General features: G+C 67.1%; 17 protein-coding genes and 1 pseudogene. 7 read left to right on the top strand and 11 right to left on the bottom strand.

Annotation, left to right across the window (positions count from 1 at the left end; genetic code table 11):
• Positions 1 to 81 precede the first annotated feature (81 nt).
• Together ACOQFL_RS05775 and ACOQFL_RS05770 are read right to left on the bottom strand one after the other, a co-directional pair.
• Entirely contained in the window at positions 82 to 2,574 is a 2,493-nt protein-coding gene (locus ACOQFL_RS05775; protein WP_435543043.1) for a GcvT family protein, read from the bottom strand.
• Positions 2,575 to 2,767: 193 nt separating this feature from the next.
• Entirely contained in the window at positions 2,768 to 3,451 is a 684-nt protein-coding gene (locus ACOQFL_RS05770; protein ID WP_435543042.1) for a GntR family transcriptional regulator, read from the bottom strand.
• 174 nt (positions 3,452 to 3,625) lie between these two features.
• Here ACOQFL_RS05770 and ACOQFL_RS05765 point away from each other — a divergent pair, with 174 nt between their 5' ends.
• From ACOQFL_RS05765 to ACOQFL_RS05745, 5 genes are all read left to right on the top strand, one after another.
• Complete coding sequence (locus ACOQFL_RS05765; protein ID WP_435543041.1) at positions 3,626 to 4,846, top strand: sarcosine oxidase subunit beta family protein; 1,221 nt, start codon at positions 3,626 to 3,628, stop codon at positions 4,844 to 4,846.
• Positions 4,847 to 4,989: 143 nt separating this feature from the next.
• Complete coding sequence (locus ACOQFL_RS05760) at positions 4,990 to 5,259, top strand: sarcosine oxidase subunit delta (RefSeq protein ID WP_435543040.1); 270 nt, start codon at positions 4,990 to 4,992, stop codon at positions 5,257 to 5,259.
• A 4-nt stretch (positions 5,260 to 5,263) separates the two neighbouring features.
• Positions 5,264 to 8,170, top strand: a complete 2,907-nt coding sequence (locus tag ACOQFL_RS05755; RefSeq protein ID WP_435543039.1) for a 2Fe-2S iron-sulfur cluster-binding protein — start codon at positions 5,264 to 5,266, stop codon at positions 8,168 to 8,170.
• Positions 8,148 to 8,813 carry a sarcosine oxidase subunit gamma gene (locus ACOQFL_RS05750; RefSeq protein ID WP_435543038.1) on the top strand — a complete coding sequence of 222 codons (666 nt, stop codon included), beginning with the start codon at positions 8,148 to 8,150 and terminating at the stop codon, positions 8,811 to 8,813. Before ACOQFL_RS05755 ends, ACOQFL_RS05750 begins: the two co-directional genes overlap by 23 nt.
• 376 nt (positions 8,814 to 9,189) lie before the next feature.
• Positions 9,190 to 9,939, top strand: a complete 750-nt coding sequence (locus ACOQFL_RS05745; protein WP_435543037.1) for an IclR family transcriptional regulator — start codon at positions 9,190 to 9,192, stop codon at positions 9,937 to 9,939.
• Between the two features lie 99 nt (positions 9,940 to 10,038).
• On the opposite strand, the gene ACOQFL_RS05740 is transcribed toward ACOQFL_RS05745, so the two are convergent.
• The 3 genes from ACOQFL_RS05740 to ACOQFL_RS05730 all read right to left on the bottom strand — a co-directional run bounded on the left by ACOQFL_RS05740 (position 10,039) and on the right by ACOQFL_RS05730 (position 13,677).
• On the bottom strand, positions 10,039 to 10,884 hold the full coding sequence (locus ACOQFL_RS05740) for a universal stress protein (RefSeq protein WP_435543036.1): 846 nt from the start codon (positions 10,882 to 10,884) through the stop codon (positions 10,039 to 10,041).
• A gap of 130 nt (positions 10,885 to 11,014) precedes the next feature.
• Entirely contained in the window at positions 11,015 to 12,217 is a 1,203-nt protein-coding gene (locus tag ACOQFL_RS05735) for a hypothetical protein (protein WP_435543035.1), read from the bottom strand.
• A gap of 338 nt (positions 12,218 to 12,555) precedes the next feature.
• Complete coding sequence (locus tag ACOQFL_RS05730) at positions 12,556 to 13,677, bottom strand: 5-methyltetrahydropteroyltriglutamate--homocysteine S-methyltransferase (RefSeq protein WP_435543034.1); 1,122 nt, start codon at positions 13,675 to 13,677, stop codon at positions 12,556 to 12,558.
• 304 nt (positions 13,678 to 13,981) lie between these two features.
• Between ACOQFL_RS05730 and ACOQFL_RS05725 the strand changes: the two genes are divergently transcribed.
• Positions 13,982 to 14,782: an IclR family transcriptional regulator gene (locus tag ACOQFL_RS05725; RefSeq protein ID WP_435543033.1), complete on the top strand. Its 801-nt coding sequence runs from the start codon at positions 13,982 to 13,984 to the stop codon at positions 14,780 to 14,782.
• A gap of 72 nt (positions 14,783 to 14,854) precedes the next feature.
• On the opposite strand, the gene ACOQFL_RS05720 is transcribed toward ACOQFL_RS05725, so the two are convergent.
• From ACOQFL_RS05720 to ACOQFL_RS05710, 3 genes are all read right to left on the bottom strand, one after another.
• Positions 14,855 to 15,376 carry a PaaI family thioesterase gene (locus ACOQFL_RS05720; protein ID WP_435543032.1) on the bottom strand — a complete coding sequence of 174 codons (522 nt, stop codon included), beginning with the start codon at positions 15,374 to 15,376 and terminating at the stop codon, positions 14,855 to 14,857.
• A gap of 134 nt (positions 15,377 to 15,510) precedes the next feature.
• Positions 15,511 to 16,026: a gamma carbonic anhydrase family protein gene (locus ACOQFL_RS05715; protein WP_435543031.1), complete on the bottom strand. Its 516-nt coding sequence runs from the start codon at positions 16,024 to 16,026 to the stop codon at positions 15,511 to 15,513.
• Between the two features lie 186 nt (positions 16,027 to 16,212).
• Positions 16,213 to 16,761 carry a winged helix-turn-helix transcriptional regulator gene (locus ACOQFL_RS05710; RefSeq protein WP_435543030.1) on the bottom strand — a complete coding sequence of 183 codons (549 nt, stop codon included), beginning with the start codon at positions 16,759 to 16,761 and terminating at the stop codon, positions 16,213 to 16,215.
• Between the two features lie 64 nt (positions 16,762 to 16,825).
• On the opposite strand from ACOQFL_RS05710, the pseudogene ACOQFL_RS05705 reads away from it, so the two are divergent.
• Positions 16,826 to 18,293: pseudogene (locus ACOQFL_RS05705) on the top strand (MFS transporter).
• Between the two features lie 89 nt (positions 18,294 to 18,382).
• Here the strand turns inward: ACOQFL_RS05705 and xylB are convergent.
• The 3 genes from xylB to ACOQFL_RS05690 form a co-directional block, all read right to left on the bottom strand.
• Positions 18,383 to 19,777 carry a xylulokinase gene (gene xylB / locus ACOQFL_RS05700; protein ID WP_435543359.1) on the bottom strand — a complete coding sequence of 465 codons (1,395 nt, stop codon included), beginning with the start codon at positions 19,775 to 19,777 and terminating at the stop codon, positions 18,383 to 18,385.
• A 181-nt stretch (positions 19,778 to 19,958) separates the two neighbouring features.
• Entirely contained in the window at positions 19,959 to 21,122 is a 1,164-nt protein-coding gene (gene xylA, locus ACOQFL_RS05695) for a xylose isomerase (RefSeq protein WP_435543029.1), read from the bottom strand.
• Between the two features lie 81 nt (positions 21,123 to 21,203).
• Complete coding sequence (locus ACOQFL_RS05690) at positions 21,204 to 23,927, bottom strand: glycoside hydrolase family 3 C-terminal domain-containing protein (protein ID WP_435543028.1); 2,724 nt, start codon at positions 23,925 to 23,927, stop codon at positions 21,204 to 21,206.
• Between the last annotated feature and the right edge of the window lie 227 nt (positions 23,928 to 24,154).

Genomic DNA, 24,154 nt, shown 5'->3' with positions numbered 1-24,154 from the left:
TTGATGGGGCGATTTCGCCGGACCGTCCACCGCGTCGCGGTCAACGGCCCGGTTGTCGGGGGGATGGAGATCGATGCGCCCTCAGCAGCGCATTCGTTTCATCTCGGGATCGAACACCGGATCGGACATCACCGTGGCGGGATGCCGTTCTCCGAAGTAGGCCACCTCGAGGGATGTGCCCGCTTCGGACAGTTCCGAGGGCAACCACGCGTAGGCGAGACTGAGGCCGAGGCTGTGGCCGTAGCCCGTACTCGTGGTGAAACCGCGGGCTCGCCGGTCCTGGGAACCGACGAAGACCGGCTCGGAACCCATCACTACCGTGCCGTCGTCGATCGACAGGCAGCACAACTTTCGTCGTACCGGGGACTCGCGGTGGCGGAGCAGCGCGTCACGACCGATGAACTGACCCTTGTCCGGCTTCACCGCGAAGGCCAGCCCCGCCTCGTCGGGGGTGTGCACGCTCCACATGTCACCGCCCCAGGCCCGGTATCCTTTTTCCAGCCGCATGTTGCTGAAAGCACCCCTGCCGCCTGCGATGACGCCGTACTCGGCGCCCGCGTCGGCCAGTAGTTCCCAGAGTCGTAGCCCGAAGTCGGCCGTGGTGTAGAGCTCCCACCCGAGTTCACCGACGTAGGACAGGCGTAGCGCCGTCACCGGAACCTCCCGGACGAACAACCGCTTGGCCCGGAAGAATCGGAACTGCTCATGCGAGACGTCGCTCTCGGTCAGCGACTGCAGCACCGCACGTGCGTACGGCCCCCATAGGCCGATGCAGCACGTGCCGCCGGTGATGTCACGTACCGTGGTCGACTCGTCGGCGTGGTCGAGCATCCACGCGATGTCCCGCTGGCCGTTGCAGCCGACCTGGAAGGTGTTCTCCGAAAGCCGCGCCACGGTGACGTCCGAGCGGATACCACCTCTGTGGTCGAGCATCAGCGTGTAGGTCACGTATCCGGGAGCACGGTCCAGTTGATTGGTCGTCAACCGCTGTAGCAGCTCCAGCGCGCCGGGGCCGCTGACCTCCGCCCGACACAGCGAGGTCATGTCGTACATGGCGACCCGTTCCCGGGTGACCTGGTGCTCGGCCGCGATGATCGGGGACCAGTAACGGCGGGCCCACTGGCCGGGAGTTGCCGGCTCGCGGTCGGCCACCAGGGGCGCGTTGGACTCGAACCAGTGCGGTCGTTCCCATCCGCTGGCCTCCAGGAACACCGCCCCGAGTTCCTGTTGGCGCGGGTAGAACGGACTGGTGCGCAGCGGCCTGGGGTGTTCGGGGGGCTGCTGGGGGTGGATGATGTCGTAGACCTCGCGGAAGGTCTGCGCGCTGCGCTCGGACACGTAGCTTTCGCTGTGCGCGAAGTTCTCGAACCGCCGTACGTCCGCCGAGCGCAGGTCGATGCTGGGCTCTCCCTCGGTCATCCACTCGGCCACCGCCAGTCCCACGCCGGCGGAGTGCGTGATCCACACCGCCTCGGCCACCCAGAAGTTGTCCACCTCTCGGGTCGGCCCCAGGACCGGAGCACCGTCGGCGGTGAACAGGAAGATCCCGTTCATGCCCTCGGCGACCTCGCTACGCCGCAACGCGGGGATCAGTTCGCGCGCTTCCGCGAACGGCTTGGCGAAGTCGTCGGGTGTGAACGGGTGAACCGAGGACATGCCCTTCCAACCGCCGCCCTCCGGTGGTGCCTCGACGCCGTCCCCCGCGGCCTCGGTCGGGGCCAGCTCCTCGCAGGCCACGGGGATAACCCGGTGCTGGTAGGAACCGATTCCGTAGCGGTCGTGGATCTGCCGGAAGTACAGCGAGCTGTCCTGCTGGCGCAGGATCGGTTGTTCGACCTCCTCGGCACCGGCGACCAGGCCTTCGACCGGCTCGGTGACCGCGTACTGGTGTGCGACCGGCTGTACCGGGATGGACACGCCCGCCATCTCGCCGATGCGCGGCCCCCAGATGCCCGCGCAGCACAGCACCCGCTCGGCCTCGACCGTTCCCCGGTCCGTGTGTACCGCGTTCACCCTGCCGGCGGCCGTGTCGAAACCGGTGACCGCGGTGTACTCGAGGAACCGGACGCCGAGACGCTGTGCCTCCCGCGCCATGGACTCGGCGGCACGCACCGGTTTGGCGATTCCGTCGGTGGGCACGTGGAATCCGCCGTAAATCCGGCTCGGATCCACCTGCGGAATCCGCTCGTGGACCTCCCCCGGGGTGAGCAGCGTGCCGTCCACCCCCCAGGCGGTGGCGAGCCCGTGTTTGCGGTGGAGCTCGTCCCACCTGGCCTGTGAGGTGGCCACCTCGATGCCTCCTACCTGGTGGAAGCAGGGACGGCCGTCCACGCTCGCCGCGGTGAACCGCTCCACCGTGTAGCGCGCGAGCTGGGTCATCGTCTGCGATCCGCTGGTCTGGAAGACGAGTCCCGGTGCGTGCGAGGAGGAGCCGCCGGTGGCGAAGAGTGGCCCCTGCTCGACCACGAGTACGTCCGTCACCCCGCGCTGGGCGAGGTGGTAGGCGGTACTGCAACCGACGATTCCAGCGCCGATTATCACGATGCGTGCACTCGAATCGAGCACCGAAGCCATGGCCGCCCCCTGCCGAATATCGGGAACCGGTGTTGCGTCTAGAACAACTATCTGCGTCACTCGCAACAGTGCGCCCGATGCTCTATGTGCGTCAAGACACACCTTCGGGCGACAAATGAGTGATTTGCCGGCTCAAGATCGCGGAGTTGCGCTGGGGAATCCGTGATTTCTCCCGCGCGGGTCGAGGAAGTCGCTACAGCACTTGGCGAATCGAGCTCTCGAAGTGGTCGACATGGTCGACCGCGACGCGGTCGGCCCGATCAGCATCGGCGTCGATGACGGCTTTCAGTAACTCGGTGTGTTCAGTGACATGGCTCGTGACGTCACTCAATCGATCGAAGAAAAGTCCCCAGATGCGCAGTGCGAGGTTGTAGTACTGCCCGAGAGTGCTTTCCAGGTAGCCGTTGTGTGTACAGCGGTACAGCGTGCGGTGGACCCGAGCGTCCACGTCCATCACCGACCCCGGCTCCTCGGGGACGCGCTCGACGAGTTCCACTAGTTCCGCGAGCTCGCCCCGCTCCGCCTCGGTGGCCCGTTCGGCCGCCCTCCTGGCCGCGTGCCCCTCCAGTCTGCGACGCACGTCGGCGATCAGGGCGTGGTCGGTGATGTTGACCTCGGTGACGAAGGTGCCTCTGCGGGGGTAGATCGCCACCAGGGACTCGGCGGCGAGGCGCTTCACGGCCTCCCGGAAGGGGGTGCGTCCGAGGTTCAGCTCGCGGGTCAGTGCTTCCTCTCGCACGGGAGACCCAGGGGCCAGCCGCAGCGACAGGATCTCCTCCCGCAGGATCAGGTAGGCACGTTCGGCCTGTGAGGGGCGCTCCTGGGGGAGCCGCTGTGGCGAACTGTCACCCGATGGGGAATTGACCGCTTCCGACACGACTCGTAGCCTACCTCACAGACTGACATTTCAGTTGTTGTTCACTCATATGTAACGATGATCGTCATCGGTCCCCCAGCGCTCTTCGTCCGGTTCGGCCGTGGACTTCTTCGGTAGCCGATCCGATCCACCGACCTCGCCGGTAACCAGCAAACTGCCAGCAAGGAGCCACCGTTGGTCGCTGACGGCAACACCCCAGCTCCTCCGGAGCGGCTGTGGCGCAATCCGGAGCCGAAACGCAACTACGACGTGGTGATCGTCGGGGCCGGTGGGCACGGACTGGCCACCGCCTACTACCTGGCGCGCAACCACGGCATCACCGACATCGCCGTTGTCGAGCGCGGGTGGCTCGCGGGCGGCAACATGGCTCGAAACACCACGATCATCCGTTCGAACTACCTGCTCGACGCGAGCGCGGCCCTCTACGACCACGCGTTGCGGCTCTGGGAGGAACTCCACGAGGAGCTCGACTACGAGTTCCACCTTAGCCAGCGCGGCGTGCTCAATCTCGCCCACACCGAGCAGGAGGTCCGAGACGCGCGCAGGAGAGCGTTCGCCAACGAACTCAACGGGGTGGACGCCGAGTGGCTCACCCCCGACGAGATCTCCGAAATCTGCCCCATCCTCGACACATCGAATCCGCGCTATCCGGTGCTCGGCGCCACGTACCAGCGCAGGGCGGGGATAGCCAAGCACGACCTGGTCGCGTGGGGACTGGCACGAAAGTGCGACGAGATGGGAGTGGACTTCATCCAGAACCGCGAGGTCACCGGCTTCGTCACCGACGGGGACCGGGTGATCGGGGTACGAACCGACAGCGGTGACATCGGAGCCGGTCGGGTGGGACTGGCCGCGGCGGGAAGGACGACGCTGCTCACCGACACCCTCGGTGTCCGACTGCCGTTGCAGAGCCACCCGTTGCAGGCCATGGCCACCGAGATCCTCGAACCCGTGCATCCCTGCGTGGTCATGTCCAACCACGTGCACGTCTACACCAGCCAGGCCCACAAGGGCGAGCTCGTGCTCGGCGCCGGCATAGACACCCACAACGGCTACGCGCAGCGAGGCTCGGTGCACGTGATCGAGAACCAGCTGGCGGCGGCCGTGGAACTGTTCCCCGTGTTCGCCAGAGCGCATCTGCTGCGTACCTGGGCGGGCACCGTGGATGTGACGCCGGACGCCTCGCCGATCATCGGCCCCACGCCCTACGAGAACCTCTTCGTCAACTGTGGTTGGGGTACGGGAGGTTTCAAGGCGACCCCGGGGGCGGGCTGGGTGTTCGCTCACACCATCGCCACTGGGAAGCCCCATCCGCTCAACGAGCCCTACGGCATGGAGCGGTTCACCAGCGGAGCCCTCATCGACGAACACGGCGCGGCAGCCGTGGCCCACTGAAGCGGGGTGCACTTCGAATGCGCTGCTCATCAGCAGGTCCAACGAGGCGAGGCACCGAGCCCCGTGCCGGTACCCCGGTCACCCGAGCGAGTTATGTCGCGGATTCCCGGTCCGTTGCGCGACGAGATCCCAGGAGGTCGTAGATGCTACTCGTCCGATGCCCGTGGTGCGGTGACCGCGACGAGGCCGAGTTCCGCTATGGCGGCCAGGCCGATGTCGACTACCCGGCCGATCCCGATCAGCTCGACGACGCCGCCTGGGGCGAGTACCTGTTCGTGCGCGCGAACCCAGCGGGCTCGTTCGAGGAGCGCTGGGTGCACACGGCGGGCTGTCGCCGTTGGTTCTCGGCCGTTCGCGACACCACGACCAACGAGATGAGGCCGGACATTCCACGACGTCGCGAAAGTCGGTAACACCATGACGACTCCGTCGAACCCCAACCGTGTGAACGCCTCGGTCCGTACGGGGCGTATCGACCGCACCCGCACGTTGAACGCCACCGTGGACGGACATCCGGTCAGCGGTAGACCCGGAGACACGTTGGCCTCGGCCATGCTCGCCCACGGTGACATCGAGGTGGGCCCTTCGATCCAGCTGGGACGTCCGAGGGGGGTGTTCAGCGCCGACTGCACCGAACCCAACGCGCTGATCCAGCTGCTCGACGGCGACTGTCCGGAACCCATGTTGCCCGCCACCGAGGTCGAACTCCGGGAAGGGCTGCGTGCCGAGACACTTTCCGGGGTCGGGTGGTTGAGCCGACAGCGGGACACCGCCGGTTACGACAAGAAGTTCGTGCACACCGACGTCGTCGTAGTGGGAGCCGGTCCCTCCGGGATAGCGGCGAGCCTGACAGCCGCGCGAGGTGGTGCTCGGGTGATCCTCGTCGACCAGCACCGCGAGCTCGGTGGCATGCTGCTGGACGGCCAGGCCGACATCGCCGGGCATCCGGCCACCGAATGGATCGGGCGCGCCGCGCGTGAGCTCGCGGAGAACGAACAGGTCCGGGTGTTGACCCGCTCCTCGGCCCTCGGGCACTACGACCACAACTACCTGCTCGTAGCCGAGAGCCGTACGGACCACATGGCCGTTCCGCCTCCGTCGATGAGTCGGCAGCGTCTTTGGCACGTCAGGGCGAAGCAGGTGGTGCTCGCCACCGGGGCACACGAACGTCCCCTGGTGTTCGCCGACAACGACCGCCCCGGCGTGATGCTGGCCTCGGCGGTCCGATCCTATCTCAACCGCCACGCCGTGCTGCCGGGGCGGGAAGCCGTCGTCTTCACCACTTCGGACAGCGCGTACAGCACCGCGCTCGACCTGCTCGGCGCGGGAGCCCGCGTTCCGGCCATCGTGGACACCCGGCCCGAACCGTCCGCACGGTTGATCGAACAGGTCCGAGCCGCCGGCGCTCACGTGGTGACCTCGGCAGCGGTGGTCGCCACCACCGGTCAGCACCGCATATCCGGTGTGCGGGTGCGTGGGCTCGACACCGACGGTTCCCTCACGGGTTGGAGCGACGAGTTCTCCTGCGACCTGTTGGCGGTCAGCGGTGGCTGGAACCCGGCGGTTCAGCTGTTCGCACAGAGCGGGGGAGCGGTGCGTTGGGATCCCGTGGTGGCCGGGTTCGTGCCGCGGACGGCCGGTGGGCGTTCCGCGAAAGTGGTGGGGTCGGCACGGGGCACCTACGATCTCGCGGGATGTCTCGCGCAGGGATTCGCGGCGGGGGCGGAGGCCGCCACGCTCAGCGGGTTCCGCACCGCCCCACCGCCGGTTCCGCAGGTCGAGGGCGATCGACAGGGCAGCAGGCCACGGCCGGTATGGCTGGTTCCCGACGAGTCGCGTCCTGCCGAGCGTTGCACCGAACACTTCGTGGACCTGCAACGGGACGCCACAGTGGCCGATATGTACCGCGCCACCGAGACCGGGATGCGTTCGGTGCAGCACGTCAAGCGTTACACCACCATCTCGACCGGGCTGGACCAGGGGAAGGGCTCCGGTGTCAACGCGGTCGGGGTTCTGGCGGAGATTCTGGCGGCGAACTCCCCCGGCGAGGTGGGAACCACCACTTTCCGCCCGCCCTACACGCCGGTACCGCTCGCGCTGTTCGCTGGACGTACCCGGGGCGAGCTCTACGACCCGGTACGCACCACACCGATGCACCGCCTGCACGTCGAGGCGGGGGCGGTGTTCGAGGACGTGGGCCAGTGGAAACGTGCCCGCTACTACCCGCGCGACGACGAGGACATGCACGCGGCCGTGCTGCGTGAGTGCGCGGCGGCCCGCACCGGAGTCGCCGTCCAGGACGTCAGCACGCTCGGACGTATCGAGATCGTGGGCCCGGACGCGCCGGTGTTCCTCGACCGGATCTACACCAACGGGTTCGCGAAGCTGGCGGTCGGCAAGGCCCGGTACGGGATGATGTGCGGTGCGGACGGGATGGTGCTCGACGACGGCGTCTCGATGCGATTGGCCGAGGACCGCTACCTGATGAGCACCACCACCGGTGGCGCGGCGAAGGTGCTGGACTGGCTCGAGGAGTGGTTGCAGACCGAGTGGCCCGAACTGGACGTCTACTGCACCTCGGTCACCGAGCAGTGGGCGGCCGTCGCGGTGGTCGGCCCGGACTCCCGCACGGCGGTGGGGCGACTCGCCCCGGACCTCGACGTCTCGGCCGAGTCCTTCGGGTTCATGCGGTTCCACGAGACGGTGCTCACCGGGGGGATCCCCGCCAGGATCTCCCGGGTCTCGTTCTCGGGGGAACTCGCCTTCGAGGTCAACGTCTCCCGCTGGTACGGACAGGCGTTGTGGGAAGCCACCATGACGGCAGGCTCCGATCTGGGCATCACCCCCTACGGCACCGAGACGATGCACGTGCTGCGCGCCGAGAAGGGGTTCGTGATCGTCGGGCAGGACACCGACGGAACGGTCACTCCGGTGGACCTGGGAATGGATTGGGCGATCTCCAAGCAGAAGGACTTCATCGGCAAGCGTTCGCTGAGCCGTCCGGACCTGGTCCGCGAGGACCGCAAACAGCTGGTCGGGCTGTTGCCCACCGACACCACGACACTGTTGCCGGAGGGGTCCCACCTGGTCGAGCCCGACGTGTCGAGGCAGCCTCCCGTGCCGATGCTCGGACACGTCACCTCGAGCTATCACAGTGCCGCTCTCGAACGAACCTTCGCGCTCGGTCTGATCAGCCGGGGACAACAACGCCTCGGAGACGTGGTGTGCGTTCCGGTCGACGGCCGTGACGTCGAGGTGGAGATCACCAGCCCCGTGTTCTACGACCCGGAAGGAGTCCGACGTGACGGGCCCGCACAAGGTTGAAACCGACACCGCTGCGGCCGACACCGCTGCGGCCGACACCGCTGCGGCCGATGCCGCCACGGCTCGGCGGCACAGTCCGCTGGAACACCGTGCCGCCGAGTTCGAACGTCGTAGCGCATCCGGGGCTCGCGGAGTCCGGTTGCGCGAGGAACCGTTTCTCACGCAGCTCGACCTCCGGACCTCCCCGGGGAGTTCGTCAGCCGTCTCGGTGGCCGAGGCATTGAGGCTTCCACTGCCCGCGGCCAACAGGGCCACCGGCGACGAGCACGAGGCCGTGCTGTGGTTGGGGCCGGACGAGTCGCTGATCGTGGCGCCGGACGGACGTGCCGAAAGTCTGCTGCGCACCGTCCGGAACGCTCAACAGGGTGGTTCCGGCTCCGTGGTGGATGTCTCGGCCAATCGCACCACACTGCGTCTTTCCGGGCCGATGGCTCGCGAAGTGCTGGAGAAACTGTGCTCACTCGATCTGCATCCACGTGCGTTCGGGCCCGCTGACTGTGCACAGACCCTGCTGGGTCGGGTCGTGGTGGTGCTGTGGCAGCTGGACCACGAACCCGGCTACCGCATCATGGTGCGCTGTTCCTTCGCCGAGTACCTCGCGGACCTGCTGTTGGACGCCATGGCCGAGTTCCTCGACGATTGAGGGCAGTGACCGGGAGTGTTCGCGTTCCGTCGGTTTCGTCGACTCTGATAGCTCTCGGTAATCGTCTTGACACTTCGCGCTCTTCCCGGCTGTTACCGTCTGCGATACTGTAAGCGTGACGCGGGGCTCGTTCCGGGGCGGAAGCGGGCCCGGCCCCATGGTGGTGTCGCAGCCGGTGAACTCGCCGGTGCCGCCGGGTTCGTCACAATGGCGAGCGCTTTGTTGCGTATAACGGAACCGTGCCCGGTTTGTCGGGCGACTGCCGGGAAGTCGGGCGGTGGACCGACGAGACGGTTGGTTCCGGCAATTGTCCCCGGACGGATACGGTTGAGTCGTGAGTGAATCAGCGGACACACGAGGCAGAGGATCGGGGGCCTTGGTTCAGTCGGTGGACCGTGCCGTGACGATCCTGGAACTCGTGGCACGCAACGGCGAGGTTGGCATAACCGAGATCGCCGGAGAACTGGGCGTGCACAAGTCCACCGCGTCGAGGCTGGTCAGTGTACTGGAAACACGCGGCCTGGTGGAACAGCTCAAGGACAGGGGCAAATACGTCATCGGATTCGGAGTGGTCCGCCTCGCCGGTGCCGCCACCGAACGGATGGACCTGCCACGCCTCGGCGCACCGTACTGTGACTCGCTCGCCGCCGAACTGGGCGAGACCGTCAACATCGCCATCCGGGATCACGACGTGGCGATCAATATCAGCCAGGCGCGCGGCACCGCCTCCGTCACCGCGCACAACTGGGTGGGACAGCGGACACCGCTGCATGCCACTTCGAGCGGCAAGGTGCTGTTCGCGCACGCCCCCACCGAGGATCGGGAGGATCTACTCGGTGAGGAACTACAGCGCTACACGGCGCGAACCATCACCGAATCCGAGGAGCTCCGCAAGGAGTTCCAGGCCATCGAACGCGACGGTTACGCGACCAGCTACGAGGAACTCGAACTGGGGCTGAACGCGGCGGCGGTCGCCGTGTACAACCACAACGGCGGTGTCATCGCCGCGCTGAGTGCTTCCGGCCCGTCCTACCGATTCTCCCGCAGAAGAATGCGTGAACTCGTCGACGCGATGACGGTGGCTTCCAAGGAGCTCTCGGCCCAACTCGGGTATCTCGAAACCTGATCGTTCCGCACCGGGACGATCCGATCCGTGTGGCGGCCGCGCCTCGCCTCCGACACTTCTTTCCGGAACCGCTGTGGTTCGGCAGGTGCCGCCTCGGGCTCAAGCGGTGTACTTGGCGGACGTTGCTCGTAGCGGCACTACTGCCACCGGGCGTTTCGCGTGACGGTTCACCCCGATGATCGTGGAGCCGGAGCCGTTTCGGGCGAGGTTTCCGTCGGCCCCGCGGCCCACGATCAGCAGCGCTGCGTCCTTACTGGTTCGCGTGAGCACCGGAATCGGCTGGCCGCCCCGCACACTCCGGCTGACTCGTACTTCCGGATACTTCTCGGCCCAACCGTCCGACCGTTCGGCCAGCCAGTGCTCCAACGCCCGGCGCAGGTGTTCCCCGTCGCGAGGTGCCAGCGGTGTTCGCGAGGTGGCTCCGTAGTCGGACTCGTGCCAGGACCTCACGAGTTCGAGCCGCGGCTCCTCGCGTAGCGCTGCCGCCTCGAAGGCGTACTGCAGCAGGGGGGCGTCGTCCCCGTCTTCGTGGAGCCCCACCACCACGGGGCCGTTCCACGGTCCGCTCGTGCCGTTGGTCAGCACCACGGGACAGCGCGCGCGTCCGGCAACGGCGGCGCCGACCGAGCCGAGTGGATTTCCGCCGAGTCCGCCGAGCACCAGTTCGTGAGCGTTGCGGGACTCACGGATCAGACCCTCCACCGGATCGCCCAGCGACACACTGGTCACCACGCACACTTCCGGTCGCAGCGTCCGGCAGCGCGCTGCCACTTCCTCGACCGTGCGGGCCGCGTAGTACTGGAGTGCTTCGTCCTCGTTGATCACCACCAGACACAGCGCGGAATCGGTGCGGACACTTTCCTCGGATGCCCACAGCGCCGCTTGCAGCGCGGTTGTCGATCCGTCGACGCCTACCACGATGTGTTGTTGATCCGGTGGCAACATCTTCTCGCTCCGCTCGGGAAGAACCGGTCTCTCCCGCGAGGGAGAGGAACGTTCACCGGTAACCCTGTTGTGGCCCGCCCAAGCGCGACTAGGGTCGAATGTCACCGGAACAGCCGGCACGACGGCCCGCCTACTGCTCCCGTGGGTACCGGTGTTGGCCCAGCTCCTCCCCGGGAATCACCGTGGTGTTCCGCTCGGAGCTCTCCGGCTCGACGCCGCCACCCCTGTACTCCGCACGAATCTCGGCGGCTTCTCGCGACATCTCGTGCTCGTCGAGCACGTCGGCCAGTCGACGTGCGAAGAGTGGCCGCTGTTCGTTCTCCTCGGGATGGCTCGCCTCGATCATGTGTCTGGCGAACAGCACTCGAATGCTCGTGCGGTCCTGCTCCTCGTCCATTCCCGAGATCTCCGGTGGCGCCGTCTCACCGTCCGCTGTGAAAGCACGGCGCGCGAAGTTGGTGCCGCTCACAGCGGTGTCCGAGGTGAAGAAACCGGTTGCGGGCACCCACTGTGCCGACGCCGCACCGTGCCGTGTGGCTTCCTCTGGACTGTGGGCCAGTGCCGACAGCTGGGACAGTGTGTCGACCAACCCCACCGCCTCCTCCAGCCGTTGCCTGGACACGTCCTCCTGCGCGAGCCACCACACCACCGCGTTCGCTGTGTCCTTGAGCGCGTCGTTGGTCAGGTACTCGCGATAACCGCGTTCCCCGTCGCGCCTGCGTTGCCGTATCTCCTCGTCCTTGGCCGCATCACCGAGCGCGCGCAGCCGCTGTTCGTCGGTCTCCCGCATCGTCAGCGACACGTCCTGTGCCCACGCCCGCAGATGCCCGGCCGGGTCCTGCCGCATCACCCCCAGCGCGTCCCGCAACCGATGAGTGGTGATCCCGTGATCCAGCGCCCCGGTCTCCGCGGTCACCGCGCAGGCACGTCGATAGACCGCGTCCACCGCGATGGCCTGCTGTCGCTCCGGAGAGGGACCCGCTGCGCCGGGAGCCGGGATCCAGTGCACCGTGGCCGAGAACAGCAGTCGGTACTCCGGATGCTGCGTGGGCACCCACAGGCCCTCGACCTGGTGCGAAGGATGAGTGGAGGGGGCCTGTTCGGGTGGTTGTTGCTGTCGCTGTTCCTCCTGCTGCCGCATCTCCTCACGGATACGTTGTTCCTCGCGCCGCCGGCTGATCCGTCTGCCCAGCGGTTGTGGTGCCGCCGCCAACGCCAACACCAACGGCAGCCAAAGCCACGCCGGCCATCCCGCGGTCAGCCCCAGCACCAACGGGACGATCGCGGCCACCACACCGAGCGCGCCGAGCAGTGCCTTTTCCTCACCGGTCATGACCGAGCCCCCTCGACGAGGTCGACTGCGCCGATACGGCCGCGCGAGCTCCGGCGCCGCCGATGACCGGCGTCGTGACGCTGCCGTGGAGTCCACTACTCGGGCAGTGACGCGGCGGTCGGTGCCGACCGGGTGACCGGATCGCGCGGTCACGTCCCGTGCCTACCGGTTGGACCTGGCATCGGGGTACCGCCGTAGATCGAGTTCGCTCGAATGGAGCATACGCGTGGTGGGGTCGTTCCCGACGCCTCCTACGGCAGGCGCCCCCGAGGGTCGGCGGAGCCGTGACCACGACGGCTCGCCGCGTGCCGGGGGCGCCGCTCCGAGTGTTTCCCGGATCAGTCGCCCCACACCTCACGGGCGGTTTCGACGATCAGCCGCAGTTTGGCCACCTGCTGTTCGTAGTCCAGCGCGTTGCCCTCCTGGGTGGAGGCGAATCCGCACTGCGGGGAGAGGCAGAGCTGGTCGATGTCGATGTATTCGGTGGCTTCTTCGATACGCCGTTTCAGCGCGTCCTTGGACTCCAGCTCGCCGCGTTTGGTGGTTACCAGCCCGAGCACGACCACCTTGTTCTCGGGAACGAATCGCAGTGGGGCGAACCCTCCGGACCGTTCGTCGTCGAACTCCAGGAAGAAACCGTCCACGTCGAGCTCGTTGAACACCGCCTCCGCGACGAACTCGTAGCCGCCCTCGGCCACCCATGAGGAGCGGAAGTTGCCCCGGCACATGTGCGTGGTCACCGCCATGTCGGCCGGACGCGCGGCGAGGGCCGCGTTCATCTGTTTGATGTTGCGCAGGTGCTGGTGCTCGGCGTCGTCGCCGCGCTCGGCCAGCTGAGCGCGTTGGGCCGGATCGTTGAGGTAGGCCAGGCTGGTGTCGTCGAGCTGGAGGTACTTGCACCCCCTGGCTCCCATGGCCCGGATCTGCTCGGCGTAGGCGGCCGAGAGATCGTCCCAGAACCGCTCGATGTCCGGATACACTTCCGGACTGATCGCCGCGGGGCCGCCCCGGTAGTGGACCATGCTCGGCGAGGGCATCGTCAGCTTGGGGGTGGCCGTGCTGACCTGACTGGCCAGATAGGCGAAGTCCTCGCCGAAGATCGGTTCCCCGAGCCGGATCCTCCCGTCGATCCGGGTGGCCGAGGGGGCGAACTCTATATCGCCCGCTTCGTTGTGGAACCGCACGGACATCGTGGAGTCACTGGCGCTGATGCCGTCCAGCTTGTAGATGAAGTCCATGTGCCACGTGGAGCGACGGAACTCACCGTCGGTGGCGGTGGAAAGACCGATGTCCTCCTGCATGGCCACCACCTCGCGTACCGCGCGGTCCTCGGTCTCGCGCAGCGCCTCGGCGGACAGCTCGCCCGCCGCGAACTTCTCGCGTGCCGAGTGCAGATACGAGGGGCGCAGCAGGCTGCCCACGTGGTCGGCCCGGTAGGGCGGGAAAGAACGTTGTGCCATGACCGCGACAGTAGGGCACCTTTTGTGAAACTTGTTGGTTGCGAAAAAAGAAGAAGTCGCTGAGCAGCTGTTACGTGCTCGACGAAGGTTTCGGCCCCGGAGTTCCCGTGATTTTGTTTCCGTTGAACGGAAAACCCGGTTTCGTGGCGGAGTGATCCGCATCATCCTCGCGAGGATGTTCGATTCCGGAGAGCACGACGAGCCTCCGAGGAAGCCCCGATGGGTTGACTCCCGGGCGGCGGTCCCCAAGAGTCCGTGAGGGCGACGGTCTCGTCGTACCGGAACCGAGTACCGGGAGCGTGGTATGCGACCGACCAAGGACGGAGCCGTCGGGCGCGACGACCGTTCCGTCACCGGGAAGCTGTTCACGTTGCTCTCCGCCTTCGGCTCAGGCAGAGCGGAGTTGACGCTCAGCGAGATCGCGCACCGATCCGGACTGGCCATGACCACGGTGCACCGGTTGGTAGGTGAGCTCACCGAACGGGGAGTTCTGGAACGCGGTTCCGATCGCCGCTATCGGGTCGGGCTCGCGTTGTTCGAGATCGCCGCGCTGGCCCCACGAGGGCCCGGACTGCGCGAGGTGGCGCTGCCCTACATGGAGGATCTCTACGAGGTCACCAGGGAGAACGTGCAGCTGGGTGTTCGTGCCGAGGACGAGGTCGTGTTCGTGGAACGGCTTGCCGGACGCGCCTCGGTGGGAGTGCGGACCAGAATCGGTGGCAGGTTTCCGATGCCGCCGACCGGTGTGGGGCTGGTGCTGCTCGCGCACGCTCCGCCCGAGGTCCGCCAACGAGTGCTGGAAACGCCGTTGCGGCGGTTCACCCCCCACACGCTGACCGACCCGGAACGGGTGCGAAGGGCGCTGGCAGACGTTCGCAGGGACGGGTTCGCGCTCAGCGACCGGCAGGTGACCTCCGATGCCCTCTCGGTAGCGGCTCCCGTTTTCGACGGTTCCGGGGAGGTGGTAGCGGCACTTTCAGTGGTGCTGCGGTTCGGCAGCGTCCGGCCGAGCTCGCTGGCCCCGGCCGTGCGGATGGCGGCTCGCGGAATCTCTCGTGCGCTGACCTCCTCGGCGGATTCCGGTGAGGCCACGCTGTCGGGCTGAACGGTTTTCTCGGACCGATGTGGTGGTTGCCGCCGTCGCGCGCCGGATGTTCGATCCCGGCCGGGAGCCGGGTCAGCCGAACACGGTGCAGGTGCTCGATGCCGTGGCGAGCAGCTTGCCCGCCGAGTCCCGGATCTCGCCCTCCGCGAACGCCACCTGCCGTCCCGGTTTGGTCACCCTGCCGAGGGCATGCAGCTCGCCGGTGTCGAGCCGGATGGCTCGCAGGTAGTTCACCTTGATCTCGGCCGAGCTGTAGCCCGTGCCGGCGGGAAGCGTGCTGTGCACGGCACAGCCGGTCACCGAGTCGAGCAGGGTGCAGGCCAGTCCGCCGTGCACCATGCCGATCGGGTTGTATGCCGACTCGTCCGGAACGCAGCTGAATTCCACCTCGCCCTCAGCCACACTGCTGATCCGCATGTCACCGAACAGCGCGCTGATCGGCGGGGGCGGCAGCTCACCGCGGTGCATCGCCGACAGGTAGTCCAGTCCGGACATCCCGGTGGCCGCCCTGGCGCCCGTGGTGGGGTCGTACCAGGTAACGGTCTTGCTGCGTGGCTCGCCCCAGTCGTAGCCAGCTTCGCTCCCATCGTTCATGGCCGACAACGCTACCTTCGGTTCCGGGCCGCCGAACCGGCTCGTGGCTGTGGGAATCAGCACTTCGACGGGCTTCGCCGTTCCGATCGGCGACAACTCAACTCCCGCGACGCGGGAAACGCCGGTTCGGGAGCTCAGCTCGTCGCTTCGGAGTGCTGGTTCTTGAGCGTGAGGTAGTGCTCGGCGTTGGCCGTGATGAGCTCTCGCTCCTCCTCGGTGGTCTCACGTCGCACCTTGCCCGGCACGCCCGCCACCAGCGAGTTCGGCCGGATCTCGGTGCCCTCCAGGATCACTGTGCCCGCCGCGATGATGCTGCCGGAGCCGATACGCGCCCCGTTGAGCACGGTCGCGCTCATGCCCACCAGCACGTTGTTCTCGACGGTGCAGCCGTGCAGCACGGCGCGATGACCGACCGAGACGTACTCGCCGATCTCCACCGGGATTCCGGGATCCGCGTGTGCCACGCAGCCGTCCTGGATATTGCTCCCGCGACCGATCGAGATGCTGTCGCAGTCGGCGCGCACGACCGAGGCGTACCAGATGCTCGCCTCCGCTGCGAGGGTGACCGCACCGGCCAACGTGGCGGTCGGAGCCACCCAGGCCCCGTCCCGCACGGTCGGGCTCGTCCCGTTCAGCTCGATCGAGTGCATGGATCCTCCGTGGCCGACGCCGATGTTTCCGCGCCAACCTACACACCGGTAGCTTGCGGCGGTACCGCCCGTGGTCGAGTCGCCGAGGAGAGCCGATCCGGAATCGTCGCGGTGTTGCGCCGGCTCCGGCCGGGAGCGGATTCCGAACGTTCTCGGATTCGCTGTGCGGGGGGGGGGATTCGCTGTTCAGACACCCGCCGTGCCCGCGTAGTCGGGTTCCGGGAACGGGTTGGTCAACAGGCGATGCGGGCCACGGCGGAGTGCCGCGCTGACTCGGTCGTCCCGCAGGGTGTGGTCCGCTCCGGGGCCTTCCCGGAGCAGTAGTTCGCCGGGTCCGGGGAAAGCGCCGCACGTGGGACAGTGGCCGGTGTCCTCCAGGTCGGTGTCGCAGTCGGCGTGGCTGAAGATGCGGCGGGAACCGTGTGGGGAGAGCCAGCGTTCACCCCACTGGGCGAGGGAGAATATCGCGGGCCACAGTTCCACCCCCTGCTCGGTGAGTAGGTAGTGCACCCCGTTCGAATGCTCCCGCCGTTCGAGTGCTCCCGTCGTGGTGAGTGTTTTCAGCCGATCGGCCAGCACGGCACGCGGAATGTCCAGATGTGCCTGGAAGTCCTTGAACTGCCTCACCCCGTAGAAGCAGTCCCGAAGCACGAGAAGTGTCCAACGTTCCCCGAGTGCTTCCAGTGCGTGTGCCAGTGAGCAGTCCTGTCCCGCGTAGCCACGTCCCAACCCCACGCGGCCATCCTAACAATTCATCCTCCGAATGTTTGAGTTCGCTCATTGAATCACCACTGCTAGTGTGGGCACCGAGCAGTTCAGTCACCGAACTCGGGGAGTAGTAGTGACGACCGAATCCGTGGCGGACCAAGCCGCGGCAGCGCGGGTGACGCTGACGTTGTCGTGTGTGGCCACCCAGCTTGTTCTCGTCAACTTCACCGCACCGGTCTCGACAGTGGGGATTATCGGTGTGGACCTCGACTCCGGAGCCTCGGGCCGGACCTGGATCCTGGGCAGCATAAGTCTCGGTCTGGCTGCGTTCCTGTTGGTTTCCGGAAGCCTGGCCGACGATTTCGGGCGTAAGCGGGTCTTTGTGCTCGGCGGTGCGTTGCTGGGGCTCTCCAGCGTGGCGTGCGCCCTCGCGCCCACCACAGTGATGTTCGTGCTCGGCCGCATCGTGCAGGGTGGTGCCAGCGCTGCCCTGCTTGCCTCGGGACTAGGACTGTTGGGGCACGTCTTCGACCCCGGTCCGGAGCAGGCGCGAGCCACGGGGTTGGGGAGCGATGGTGGGTGCCGGTATCGCCGTGGGGCCGGTGTTCTCGGCACTGTTGATGAAGGTCGCCGCCTGGCCCGCTGCCTACTGGGTCATCGCGATTCTCGCCGCCTTGCTGACACTCTGGGCGGCGCTGAGTCTCGAGGAATCCAGCAGCGAACATCCACGCGGGCTCGACATCGCCGGAGTGGTCACCTTCTGCGGCGGTCTCGTTCTCTTGGTGGCGGCCCTCATCGAGAGTCGGCAGGGTTGGGCCCAGCCGAAGATATTGGCGTTCCTCACGCTCGGGCTGGTACTGCTGATCGCCTTCGTGCTGGTGGAACGAACGGTAGCGGAGCCGATGCTGGAACTGAAATTATTGCGGCGTCTCGCGTTCCTCGCCGCCACGGTGGGAGCGGTGATGATCGGTGTCGCGGTGATCGGGTTCATGACCTACGTACCCGCGGCGGCACAGCGGGTGCTCGGTCTGGGATCACTCGCGGGCGCGAGCATCCTCGGAGTCTGGTCCGGCCTCTCCTTCGTGGTGGCACCGCAGGCCCGTCGGTTGATCGGAGTACTCGGTGCCCGGCATCAGGTCGCGGGTGGACTGGCCCTGTGCGGTCTCGGTGAGCTTGCCCTGGTCGGGATCACCGAGTGGTCTTCGTGGTGGTGGTTGCTCCCGGGGCTGGCGCTGGCCGGTTTCGGCAGTGGATTCGCCAACGCCGCCCTGGCTGGGCTGGCCGTGCGGAGTGTGCCGACCCACCGGGTGGCGATGGGATCAGGAGTCAACAACACCGCCCGCTACGTCGGCTCGTCGCTGGGGATCGCGCTGATCGCCGCGGTGCTCTCGCTGGCTCCGGGCGGGCAGGAACCGGGCCGGGACTTCGCCATCGGAATGACCTATGCGACCCTCGTCTCAGCCGTGCTTTCCCTGTTCGGGGCCGTTGTCGTGCTCCTGTGCCGCGAACGTGACTACACGGGAGCCCACCTCCCGGCCAATCGCGGAACCGTTCGGTGAATCCGCCTGAACGAGCACGTGTCTCGGACGAACGGTGTCCGACCGCTCGGCGGGCTCCCGTCGATCCCGCCGAGCGGTTCCGGTTCCGATCAGCCGTACATCCGCTGTCCGGCATCGTGGTACTTCTCGCGGATCTCCTTTCCGCGAGCAACGTCCCGGGCCCCGTACGACTCGCAGCGCAGCGGCCACTCCGGGGGCGTCTCGGAGCCCTTGGCCACCCACGCGGCCTGCCTGGCGGCGCCGAGTGCGACGTATTCGGCAGGCTCCGGCACCTGCACGTCCACTCCGAACAGCATCGGTGCGATCGCGCGTACCGCGGCCGACTCCGCCGCACCCCCGATCAGCAACACCCGCCGCACGGTCACCCCCACGTTGCGCAGCGCGTCGATTCCGTCCGCGAGTCCGCAGAGCATTCCCTCCACGGCCGCGCGTGCCATGTTCTCCGGGGTCAGATTGCCGGTACGCATCCCGGTCAACGTGCCCGTGGCGTCGGGCAGGTTGGGGGTGCGCTCGCCGTCCAGATAGGGCAGCAGTGTCAGCCCCGCCGCACCGGGTTCGGCCCGCAGCGCGAGTTCGTCCAGCCCGGCGAGATCGGTGCCCAGTGTGTTCGCCGTCGAGTCGAGTACCCGGGCCGCGTTCAGCGTCGCGATCAGCGGGAGGTAACGACCGGTCGCGTCGCAGAAACCGGCCACAGTCCCGGTCGGGTCGCCGCACGGCTGTTCGGTCACCGCGAAGGCGGTTCCCGAGGTTCCGACGGAGACGACCACATCGCCGGGTTCGATGCCGAGCCCGAGCGCCGCGGCCATGTTGTCGCCGGTACCCGGTCCGAGCGTCGCCCCGTGCAGCTCTTCGAGCTCGGTGACTTCTCCGGCGGGTTCGCCCGGTGAGAGCACTTCGGGTAGCCGCGGGGCGCGGTCGGACAAAACCTCCCGGCACAGTTCCGGCAGCCATTCGCCTGAGGCGGGGGAGAAGTAGCCGGTGCCCGAGGCATCCCCGCGATCGGTGACGGCACGAGCGGGACTGCCGGACAACCGCCAGGTCAGCCAGTCGTGCGGCAGCAGCACCCGGTCCAACCGCGCCGCGTTCGCGGGCTCGTTCTCGGCGAGCCAGGCGAGTTTGGTGAGCGTGAAACTGGCGACCGGGACCAGCCCGGTGCGTTCGGCCAGTGCCGCCGCTCCGTGCCGCTCCGTCAGCCGCTGCGCCTGCGGAGCAGAGCGGGTGTCGTTCCACAGCAGTGCGTCCCGCAGCACCGTCCCCGCGGAGTCGAGCGCGACCATGCCGTGTTGCTGTCCGGCCACCGCCACGGCTTCGACGGGACCTGGGGCAGCACCGACCGCCTGCCGCACTGCCTCGCCGCACGCCCGCCACCACACCTCCGGATCGATCTCGGAGTGCGGTGGGTGGGAGGCCCTGCCCTCTGCGACGACGCTGCCGTCCTCGGCGTCGACGACCAGCGCCTTCGTGGACTGGGTGGAGGAATCCATCCCCAGAACGAACACGACGACTCCTTTCGCGGTGACCAGGAGAGCACCTCACGGGCGCGCTCGGATCTCGTTCTCGTACGTGACGACACGTGTCGAGCGCGTGTGCTCGCGACACACACGCTCGACACGAGTGGTGCCTGCCCTCAGGGGCAGTTGCCCCGCGGCGGCGGGACTCGCGGAGTCAGCTCAGCCCCATCAGGTGTTCCAGCGCGAGCTGATCCAGCCGCTCGTAGTGCATGGCGCGGTTCCCCGCCTCCTCCGGGTCGAACCCTTCCGAGCTGCTCAGCAGTTCCTCGGGCTTCTCGCCGGAGGCGAGCGTGGGACGAGCGAGTTCGTCCACGCGGGACGCCTGCAGCGCATCCCGTACTCGCGGGTCGGCGCGGAAGGCCGCCGACCTCTCCCGGAGGATCAGGTAGTTGCGCATACAACCGGCCGCCGAGACCCACACACCCTCGTCGTCCTCGGTGCGCGAGGGTTTGAAGTCGAAGTGCCTCGGCCCCTGGTAGCCCGCGTTCTCCAGCAGGTCGACCGTGAAGAAAGCGCTTTTGAGGTCGCCCGCGCCGAACCGGAGGTCCTGGTCGAACTTGGCGCCGTGCTGTCCGTTGAGATCCAGGTGGAACAGTTTGCCCGCCCACAGCGCCTGGGCTATACCGTGCACGTAGTTGAGCCCGGCCATCTGCTCATGACCCACCTCCGGATTCACGCCGACCATGTCGGGATGTTCGAGCTGCTCGATGAACGAGAGCACGTGCCCCACTGTTGGCAGCAGGATGTCGCCACGCGGTTCGTTGGGTTTGGGCTCCAGCGCCAACCGCAGGTCGTAACCGCGGTCCCGAACGAACTCGCAGACCGTGTCGATGCCCTCCTTGTAGCGGGCGAAGGCCGCCCGGGCGTCGATTCCGGCGTCGGTCTCGGCGCCTTCCCTGCCACCCCAGGCGACGAAGGTCTGCGCACCGAGTTCGGCGGCGAGTTCGACGTTGCGCAGCATCTTGCGCAGCGCGAACCGTCGTATGTCCCTGTCGTTGGCAGTCAGGGCACCGTCCTTGAAGACCGGGTGTCCGAACAGGTTGGTGGTGATCATCGGCACGGTCATGCCGGTCTCGTCCAACGCCTCGCGGAATCGCGAGATCACCCGTTGCCGCTCGGACTCGTCCGCTCCGAACGGGATCAGATCGTCGTCGTGGAACGTGACTCCCCATGCCCCCAACTCGGCAAGGCGGTGTACCGCCCGCACCGGGTCGAGCTCCGGCCGAGTGGGAGCGCCGAACGGATCGGCACCCTGGAAACCGACCGTCCACAGGCCGAACGAGAACTTGTCGGCTGCGGTGGGCGAGTAGTCGTTCACTTGTTGCTCCTTTCACGAGAACGGCATTGCCGTCCACTGGGGACGGGCGGGGAGCCGGTTGCCACCGGCTCCCCGAGGTGGTCACCGAACCTTGACGACGAACTCCGTCGACTCGGTGTGACCGCGATAGCGCACGGTCGCGGTGACCGTGGCGACTCCGGAATCACGGGTGCGAATCACCCCGTGCGGCTCCACCGACACGACCCCCGGTCGGTTGCTGCGGTAGTGCACCCGCATTCCGGGAGGCAGGGGTTTGTCGCGCTCGTCCGCGACATGTCCGACGAGCGTGCCGTTGTCGAACGAGACCGTGGTGCGCGGCCGGACCACGGTGTCGCGATCGAAGATCTTGCGCACCGTGATCCCGCGTTCGGCGTCACCGGCAGCTCGTGGTGTGGTGCTCACAGCGGCGGGAACCGGCCGCAGCTTGCCGTGCACCGTCACCCGTTCGCTGTCGGCGGCTCCCGAGCGGGAACTCGAGTGCGCCAGCCGGAACTCGTAGCCCTCGGCGCCGAGCTCGTAGCGGTTCCGCTGTTGGTCGAACAGCGCCAGGTCGCGCACCGGGATCGTGAACTCCACGCGCTTGCTCTCGTGCGGCCGGAGCGAGACCTTCTCGAAGCCGGCGAGCCGTTCGTCCGGACGTTCGACCCGGTCCGCCTTCGACGAGGCGGCGTAGAGCTGGACCACGTCGGAGCCCGCGACCTCTCCGGTGTTGGTGACCCGCGCACTCGCCCGGATCTTACCGTTGGCGTTGACGTGATCACGTTGGATCCGCAGGTCACCGTATTCGAACTCGGTGTAGCCGAGTCCGTGGCCGAACGGATAGGCGGCCCGACCGTCGAAGTACATGTAGGTCCGGCCGGGTTGCGAGTCGGTCGGCCTGATTCCGTAGTCGCCGATCGACGGCAGCTGGGAATCGTTCCGGTACCAGGTGAAGGGCAGGTGCCCGCTGGGGTTGGTCTCGCCGAGCAGCACGTCGGCCAGTGCCTCGCCCTTGCGCTGTCCGTTGTAGGAGCTCCACAGCATCGCCGACACGTCGGAGGCGAAGCTGCTCACGTCGACAGCCCCGATGGTCTCCATGTAGACCACCGTGTTCGGGTTTTTCGCCGCTACCTCGTTGATCAGCTTCGTCTGTGGTTGCGGCAGTCGCAGCGTCTCCCGGTCCTCGTCCTCCTTGGCGGTGCTCTCGTCCGTGCCGCCGTAGACGACCACCGCGTCGAAGTCGGCGGAGGCGCGCACCGAGTTCCGGTTCAGCTGGTGCTCGGTACCGGGCTTCGTGCCGGGGAGGTAGTCCACGACCGCGTCGGGGTTGATCTTCTCGACGGCCCGCTTGAGCCCCTCGTAGCCGTTGACGCCGTTGGCACGGCCGGACGGCCCCTGGTCGCTGGAGTAGCCACCCAGATACATCTGCTCCGGGTTGGCGTGGTCACCGATGACCGCCAGCCGGTACTGCCCCGACTCCGGTATCCGCAGCGGCAGCAACTTGCCACCGTCCTCGGCGGGCTGGTTGCGCAGCATCACTATCGATTCGGAAGCCGCCTCGCTGGCGAGATTCAGCCGTTGCGGTGTCTGGGTCACCGCGTCGTTCGACTCCGCGTTCTCCCAGCTGTCCTTGGGAACGCGTTCCCGGGCGCGCTGGACCCAGGGCACCTGGTCGGGGTCGTCGAACTCACCGAGCCGGATTCGCACCGTGAACATCCGGATCAGCGAGGCGTCCATGAAGTTCTCGGTGTAGACGCCGTTGTGGGTCTCGATCTTCTTCTGGGCCGCCTCGGGCAGCGTGTTACCGAAGTTGTGTTCGTCGTGGTAGCCCTGGTTGCAGTTGAGGTCCACCCCGGCCGCGTTGGCGTAGGCGTTGCGCTCGATGTGGTCGAGCGGTTCCTCCTCGCCCTCCGGTTTCCAGTTGTGGCCGTGCTGGATCTCGTAGACCGAGTCGCAGTCGGAGGTGAAGAACCCGTCGAACCCGAAGGTCTTTCTGGCCAGCGTGTCCAGCAGACCGACGTCGGCCGAGGCGGGCACCCCGTTGACCCTGTTGTAAGCGGTCATGATCGAACCGGGCGAGCTCTGGCGGATCACTTCCTTGAACGGAGCCGTGTAGTACTCGCGCAGCGTCCGCTCGTCCATGTTCGACGTGCCGGTGAGTCGGTTGAACTCGCTGTTGTTCGCCGCGAAGTGCTTGATCGTGGTGCTGGTCTTGAGGTAGCCGTCACCGGAGGGCAGCAGGTTGCCCTGTTTGTCCTTGCCCTCCATGCCGTTGACGTATTGCGAGGCCATGGCCGCGGTCAGGCCCGGATCCTCGCTGAAGGTCTCGTCGTTGCGGCCCCACCTCGGATCCCGACTCAGGTTGATGGTGGGGGAGTAGAAGTTGAGGTCGAGACTGTTGTCCCGTACCACTTCGCGTGCCTCGCTGGATGTGGCCTGCGCGACCCGGTACATCAGGTCGGGGTTCCAGGTGGACCCCATGGCCAGGCTCACCGGGTACGAAGTGGTGTTGGTCAGTATCTCGGGGTTGCCCTCCTCGTTGTACTGCTCCCGTGCGACGCCGTGCGCCGCTTCGTTCCACCAGCCGTAGGAGCGCACCCCGAGTCGGGGGATGGCGGGTGCCTGGCTACTGATCAGCTGTGACGCCTTCTCGGACGGCGTCATCCGGGAGACCAGGTCGGCGGCACGTTCCCGGGCCGAGTAGCTCTGATCCAGGTACACGGGGTTGTCCTCGGTGCTCTCCTGGGCCAGCGCGGGTGCGGTGGACAGCGCACAACTCACGCACAGGCCGAGGGTCACCAGGAGACGTGTCGGTCGTCGTCTCATCCAGCTCTCCGTCAACTCGGTGCCAAATGTCGTTCGGTTCCGACAGCGGGAGCGGATCCGGCCGTTCGCCGCTGCCGGGGATCATTCGATGTGACGTGTTGAATATTATTTGTAAGAGGTAAAAACAAAATGAGCGTCATGTCAACCCCCACACCCGTTGGCGCCGCGCAACGGTGCAACGTTGACTGGCGAACGTTGACTGGCGAGGGAAGCAATGAGCCGCGAAG

The organism is Actinopolyspora sabaoui (assembly GCF_051225635.1).
Taxonomy (GTDB): domain Bacteria; phylum Actinomycetota; class Actinomycetes; order Mycobacteriales; family Pseudonocardiaceae; genus Actinopolyspora.
The sequence above is the reverse complement of the archived record's forward strand: the minus strand, read 5'-3'. Positions and strand labels throughout refer to the sequence as shown.

Bases quoted from the DNA above. Each gene is read 5' to 3' on its own strand.
- ACOQFL_RS05730 (WP_435543034.1), bottom strand. From the start codon at position 13,677: ATGGCACAACGTTCTTTCCCGCCCTACCGGGCCGACCACGTGGGCAGC.
- xylB (WP_435543359.1), bottom strand. From the start codon at position 19,777: ATGGATTCCTCCACCCAGTCCACGAAGGCGCTGGTCGTCGACGCCGAG.
- ACOQFL_RS05690 (WP_435543028.1), bottom strand. From the start codon at position 23,927: ATGAGACGACGACCGACACGTCTCCTGGTGACCCTCGGCCTGTGCGTG.
- ACOQFL_RS05755 (WP_435543039.1), top strand. From the start codon at position 5,264: ATGACGACTCCGTCGAACCCCAACCGTGTGAACGCCTCGGTCCGTACG.
- ACOQFL_RS05760 (WP_435543040.1), top strand. From the start codon at position 4,990: ATGCTACTCGTCCGATGCCCGTGGTGCGGTGACCGCGACGAGGCCGAG.
- ACOQFL_RS05740 (WP_435543036.1), bottom strand. From the start codon at position 10,884: ATGTTGCCACCGGATCAACAACACATCGTGGTAGGCGTCGACGGATCG.
- ACOQFL_RS05725 (WP_435543033.1), top strand. From the start codon at position 13,982: ATGCGACCGACCAAGGACGGAGCCGTCGGGCGCGACGACCGTTCCGTC.
- ACOQFL_RS05735 (WP_435543035.1), bottom strand. From the start codon at position 12,217: ATGACCGGTGAGGAAAAGGCACTGCTCGGCGCGCTCGGTGTGGTGGCC.
- ACOQFL_RS05715 (WP_435543031.1), bottom strand. From the start codon at position 16,026: ATGCACTCGATCGAGCTGAACGGGACGAGCCCGACCGTGCGGGACGGG.
- ACOQFL_RS05775 (WP_435543043.1), bottom strand. From the start codon at position 2,574: ATGGCTTCGGTGCTCGATTCGAGTGCACGCATCGTGATAATCGGCGCT.
- ACOQFL_RS05720 (WP_435543032.1), bottom strand. From the start codon at position 15,376: ATGAACGATGGGAGCGAAGCTGGCTACGACTGGGGCGAGCCACGCAGC.